The 5,344-nt window shown below is 62.6% G+C and carries 6 protein-coding genes; 5 read left to right on the plus strand and 1 reads right to left on the minus strand.

Going from position 1 to position 5,344, the window contains the following annotated elements; genetic code table 11:
• A partial coding sequence (locus EN939_RS19670; protein ID WP_164751087.1) for an NAD(P)/FAD-dependent oxidoreductase occupies positions 1 to 328 on the minus strand: 328 nt, incomplete at its 3' end.
• Positions 329 to 565: 237 nt separating this feature from the next.
• On the opposite strand from EN939_RS19670, the gene EN939_RS19675 reads away from it, so the two are divergent.
• The 5 genes from EN939_RS19675 to EN939_RS19695 form a co-directional block, all read left to right on the plus strand.
• On the plus strand, positions 566 to 1,723 hold the full coding sequence (locus tag EN939_RS19675; RefSeq protein ID WP_127269324.1) for a fumarylacetoacetate hydrolase family protein: 1,158 nt from the start codon (positions 566 to 568) through the stop codon (positions 1,721 to 1,723).
• A gap of 344 nt (positions 1,724 to 2,067) precedes the next feature.
• Entirely contained in the window at positions 2,068 to 3,003 is a 936-nt protein-coding gene (locus EN939_RS19680) for a substrate-binding domain-containing protein (protein ID WP_013532868.1), read from the plus strand.
• Positions 3,004 to 3,117: 114 nt separating this feature from the next.
• Entirely contained in the window at positions 3,118 to 4,104 is a 987-nt protein-coding gene (locus tag EN939_RS19685) for an ABC transporter permease (RefSeq protein ID WP_127269325.1), read from the plus strand.
• Positions 4,105 to 4,107: 3 nt separating this feature from the next.
• Positions 4,108 to 4,899, plus strand: a complete 792-nt coding sequence (locus EN939_RS19690; RefSeq protein ID WP_127269326.1) for an ATP-binding cassette domain-containing protein — start codon at positions 4,108 to 4,110, stop codon at positions 4,897 to 4,899.
• A 137-nt stretch (positions 4,900 to 5,036) separates the two neighbouring features.
• On the plus strand, positions 5,037 to 5,344 hold a 308-nt coding region (locus EN939_RS19695), incomplete at its 3' end, for a LacI family DNA-binding transcriptional regulator (RefSeq protein ID WP_164751088.1).

Below are 5,344 nucleotides of genomic sequence, written 5' to 3' on the forward strand. Positions count from 1 at the left end.
GCTCGAACACCGCATCGGCAGTCGACGCCGCGAAATTGACGAGCGCCTCGCCGCGCTCCGGGCCAAAATGCTCCAGCAGCCATTCCGGATCGTATTTCAGGCCGGGAATGACCTGACCGCCATTCAAGCCCGATGCGCCCTGGCCGATCTCGCCGGCGTCCAGCACCTGCACCGACAGGCCAAGCCGGGCGGCATGCAAGGCGGTCGACAAGCCCATGATGCCACCGCCAACGATGGCGAGATCGACACGTTCGCCATTGGGAAGCCATTGAAACGTGGAAGCTGTCTGTGGCTTGCGCCAGATCGGATCGGAGAATGCTGTCGCCAAAGGTCACCTGACTGCGCTGCGATTGGTGAAAATCCTAGTCAGAATTTCACAATTTTGAAAGAGCGCCCTGGCTTTCGTCTGTGGACTGCCGCCGAGACGATCGGAGACCCAGAGTTCCGATCGCCCGCGACGGGATAGACCTTTGACGGGAATCCGGTGAAAGTGCCGCGCCGATCCGGCCAACCCACATTGACGATCACTTCGCCACATTGTCGATCACTCAGAGGACAGAGCGCTATGACGAACCCGACCCACCTGCCCACAGAGGGCCTTTTTGTCGGACGCGCCAGAAGCAGCGATGCCGCATACCCGCTGGTCGTCGCGGTGCGCGATGGCACGGTCTTCGACATCACCTCGCGTGCGGCACCAACCATGCGCGACCTTTGCGAGATGGCCGACCCGGCTGGGCATGTCCGCTCGGCCGAAGGCAGACCGATCGGATCGCTCGATGACATCGCCGCCAACAGTTTTGAAACCGGGCGCGATCCAGCAAAACCCTACCTGCTCTCCCCGGTCGACCTGCAGGCGGTCAAGGCATCGGGCGTCACCTTCGTCGTCAGCCTGCTGGAACGGGTGATCGAGGAACAGGCGCGTGGTTCGGCTGAAAAAGCCGATGCCATCCGCGCCGACATCGCAGGACTGATCGGCCACGACCTGTCGAAGCTGAAGCCCGGTTCGCCCGAAGCGATGGAGATCAAGGCCAAGCTGATTTCGCGCGGCGCCTGGTCGCAATATCTGGAAGTGGGCATCGGCCCCGATGCCGAGATCTTCACCAAGTGCCAGCCGATGGCCTCGGTGGGCTTCGGCGCCGATGTCGGGCTGCACCCGGTGTCGACCTGGAATAATCCGGAACCCGAGATCGCCATGATCGCCGCCTCCAGCGGCCGGATCGTCGGCGCGACCATCGGCAACGACGTCAATCTGCGCGACGTCGAAGGGCGTTCGGCGCTGCTGCTCGGCAAGGCCAAGGACAACAATGCCTCGGCCTCACTCGGCCCCTTCATCCGCCTATTCGACGACAAATTCTCCATCGATGACGTCAAGCGCGCCGTCGTGCGCCTGAAAGTCGAGGGCGAGGACGGGTTCTCGCTGGAGGGCGCAAGCTCGATGGCGGAGATCAGCCGCTCGCCGGAGGAACTGGTCGCCGCGGCCATGGGGCCGCACCACCAGTATCCGGACGGGCTGGCGCTCTATCTCGGCACCATGTTCGTTCCGTCCAAGGATCGCGGCGAGAAGGGCAAGGGATTTACCCACAAGGTCGGCGACATCGTCACCATCTCGTCGGAAAAATTCGGCGCGCTGGTCAACCGCGTGCAGCTGTCGCCGGACTGTCCGCACTGGACCTACGGCGCCAGCCATCTGATGCGGGAGCTGGCCAGAGCCGATCTGATCTAGCAACTGGTGTCGTCGACGCCCTGCCAAGCGCTGCGGACCTGGTCCCGTGGGCGCAGGATGGTCGCCGGCGTGACCCTTGTCGGCGCAGGCCGCGTTCGCGCGACCCTAAACAATCACGCCAATTATCCGACAGTCGGAAAATCACCTCAGCTGATGCAATCTGATGGGACCGCTGATGACGCCCCGTCAGGCGCCCACTACACCTGCAGATGGAGGCTTGGCAGATGGAGGCTTGCCATCCGTCGAAAAAGGGGATGCTCTGACGCATTCAACCGGCGCTGGCAAAAAGACGCGGAACAAGGGACGGATTTTGAACTGACGATCTACAAACGGGAGGAAATCAAATGCTGACACGGCTAAGACTCGTTCTATACGGCCTGTTGGTGGCGCTGATGGTGGTACCAGCAGCGGCACAGGCCAAGACGTTCTACTGGATTTCGCACGGCGGTCCGGCCGATCCGGTCTGGACCTACTTCCTGGCCGGCGCCAAGCAATGGGCCAAGGACACCGGCAACACGGTCAACACCTCGTTCCACAATGGCGATGTCGCCTCGCAGCAGGAAGCGGTTCGCGCCGCCCTCTCCGCCAAGGCCGATGGTATCGTCACCACGAGCCCCGATCCGGGCAGCCTGATCGAGATCGTCAAGGAAGCGCGTGCGGCGAAAGTGCCGATCATCAATTTCAACACGCCTGATCCGAAGGCCGACTTCAACGCCTATGTCGGTGGCGACAATGTCACCTTCGGCAAGCATTGGGCGCAGTATCTGGTCGACAAAGGCCTGGTGAAGAAAGGCGACTTCGTCTGGATGCCGGTCGAAATCCCCGGCGCCACCTATGGCGTGCAGGAAGAAGAAGGCATCAAGAGCGTCTTCGAGCCGCTCGGTATCACCTATGAAATCACGGAAGCCACGCTTGATCAGGCTGAAGTGATCAACCGCATGGTCGACTACCTCACGGCCAACAAGGCCAAGGTCAAGGCGATCATCGGCCTGGGCGATCTCGTCACCGGCTCGATCAAGCGGGTGTTCGACCAGGTCGGCATCAAGCCGGGCGAAATCCCGGTCGTCGGCTGGGGCAATTCGCTCGACACCACCCAGGAAGTGCTGAACGGCTATGTCAATGCCGGCCAGTGGCAGGACCCGCAGGCGACCAGCTATGTCGCGCTTTCGCTGGCCAATATGGCCGCCGGCGGCATTCCTCCGGGCTTCAACGTCATCACCGGCGCGCTCTACGAAAAAGACACCGCGCAAATCTACGATGACATCCTGTCCGGCAAGTAACATCCAATCCTAGCAGTCGCGGCCGCCCAACGGTCGCGACTGGCTCTCCATTTCGCCGAGCCCTTCGCACGCGATGTGCAACGCTCAGCCTTCCACTCATGTCGCGGATTGCCTGTGGAAAATCATTCGCTCGTCCAACGCCTGATCGCACGGCCGGAATTCGGCCCTTTCGTGCTGCTCGTCGTCGAGATCGCCGTTTTCTGGAGTTTCAACCACGACTTCCTGTCGCCGCAGAACATCTCCAACACGCTGGCCTTCACGGTCGAGCTCGGCCTGATCGCGCTGGCGATGACGCTGTTGATGACATCGGGCGAGTTCGACCTCTCGGTCGGTTCCCTATTCGGCTTCTCGCCGGTCTTGATGTGGACCCTGTTCAACAGCGGCCTGACCTCGCTCGAGGTCGGCTTTGTCGCCGCGCTGCTGGTCGCCGCCTTCATCGGGCTGGTCAATGGCTGGTTCGTGACGCAGCTCAAGATCCCGTCCTTCCTGGTGACGCTCGGCATGCTGCTGGTGGTGCGCGGCACCGCTCTTTTCGTCACCGATGGTTTTCCGCAGCGCACCTGGACCGCGGAAGGCAGCTGGCTGGCGGAAGTGCTGGTCGGCGATTTCTTCATCGGCCCGTTCCGCATCTACATGTCGCTGTTCTGGTTCATCGCCGCGGCGATCGGGCTCGGCTATGTGCTGACGCAAAGCCGCACCGGCAACTGGATCCAGGCGGCCGGCGGCAACCCGAGTGCTGCAAGGGCGCGCGGCGTCAATGTCAGCGGCGTCAAGATCGGCCTGTTCGTGCTGTCGTCGGTCATGGCCTCGCTTGCCGGCGTCATCTCTTCGCTGCGCACTTCCGCCGCCAACCCCAACAGCGGTACCGGCTATGAGTTGGAAGTCATCGCCATGGTGGTGATCGGCGGTACCGCCCTGACCGGCGGGCGCGGCACGATCATCGGCACCGTGCTCGGCATCCTGATCCTACGCGTGATGCGCAACGGCATCGTGCTGATCGGCGTGCCCGGTCTTGCCTACAACATCTTCATCGGCGCCATCATCCTCGGCATGATGGCGCTGCATTCATGGCTGGAACGCCGGCACCAGGCGGGGACTTGAACCATGGCCGAGCCACTGATCCGCATGACGAGCATCCGCAAGTCCTATGGCCGCGTGCAGGCGCTGGAGGATGCCAATTTCCATGTCAATGAACGGGAGATCGTCGGCTTGCTCGGCGACAATGGCGCCGGCAAGTCGACGCTGATCAAGGTGCTCTCGGGTGCCGTTCCGCTGACCAGCGGCGATATCTTCATTCGCGGCAAGAAGGTGAGCCTGCGCAGCACCAGCGACGCCATCGCCCACGGCATCGAGACGATCTACCAGGACTCGGCGCTGGTGACGCAACTGTCGATCGCCCGCAATCTGTTCCTCGGGCGCGAGCCGATCAAGCCGCCGCGCTTCCTCAACCGGATGGACCAGGATGCGATGAACACGGTTGCTCGCGACTTGCTCAAGCAGGTCGGCATCTCGAAGAACATCCCGCCGACGACGCCGATCGGCTCGCTCTCCGGCGGCGAGCGCCAGGCGGTGGCGATCGCGCGCGCCATGCATTTCGACAGCGACCTGATCATTCTCGACGAGCCGACCAACAATCTCGGCGTCGCCGAAACACAGGGTGTGCTGAGCTTCGTGCGCAGCGCCCGCGATTCCGGCCATTCCTGCATTTTCATCGCCCACAACATCCACCATGTCTTCCAGGTGGTCGACCGCATCGTCGTCATGCGCCGCGGCAAGGTGGTTGCTGACGACATAGACCCCAAGAAGACCAGCGTGGCGGAGGTCGAACGGATCATCACCGGCATGTCGGACAAGGAGATCCGCGATGCCATCGCCGATGGCAAGCCATCGCACTGAGAATGGTGATGGGCGGCAATCACCCGTCACCTCAGATCGCATCGCTTGTCTGACGCGCCATCGCATGGCGAACAGGATTGCAGCATGAAAGCCACAGTTTCGGATACCGCACGCAACTGCGGGCTGTGGGTTACGGCATGAAAGCCACTGTCTCCGATATCGCTCGTAGCTGCGGGCTATCGACCGCAACGGTCGACCGGGTGCTCAACAACCGGCCGGGTGCGAGTGCGGCCAACCGCCAGCGCGTCATGGAGGCGGCCAAGCAGCTCGGCTATCTGCCGGTCGCCGATCAGGTAACGCTGCCCTCGCGGCCCGCCCACCTTGAATTCCTGCTGCCGATCGGCAGCAATGCCTTCATGCGCGATCTCGCCGGGCATATCGAGGACTACGCCGCGCGCCTGCCGCTTGTCGCCTCGTGCCGGATCCACAACCTCGCCGGTATCTC

Origin of the sequence: Mesorhizobium sp. M7A.F.Ca.CA.002.05.1.1, from assembly GCF_003998335.1 — a bacterium.
GTDB lineage: Bacteria > Pseudomonadota > Alphaproteobacteria > Rhizobiales > Rhizobiaceae > Mesorhizobium.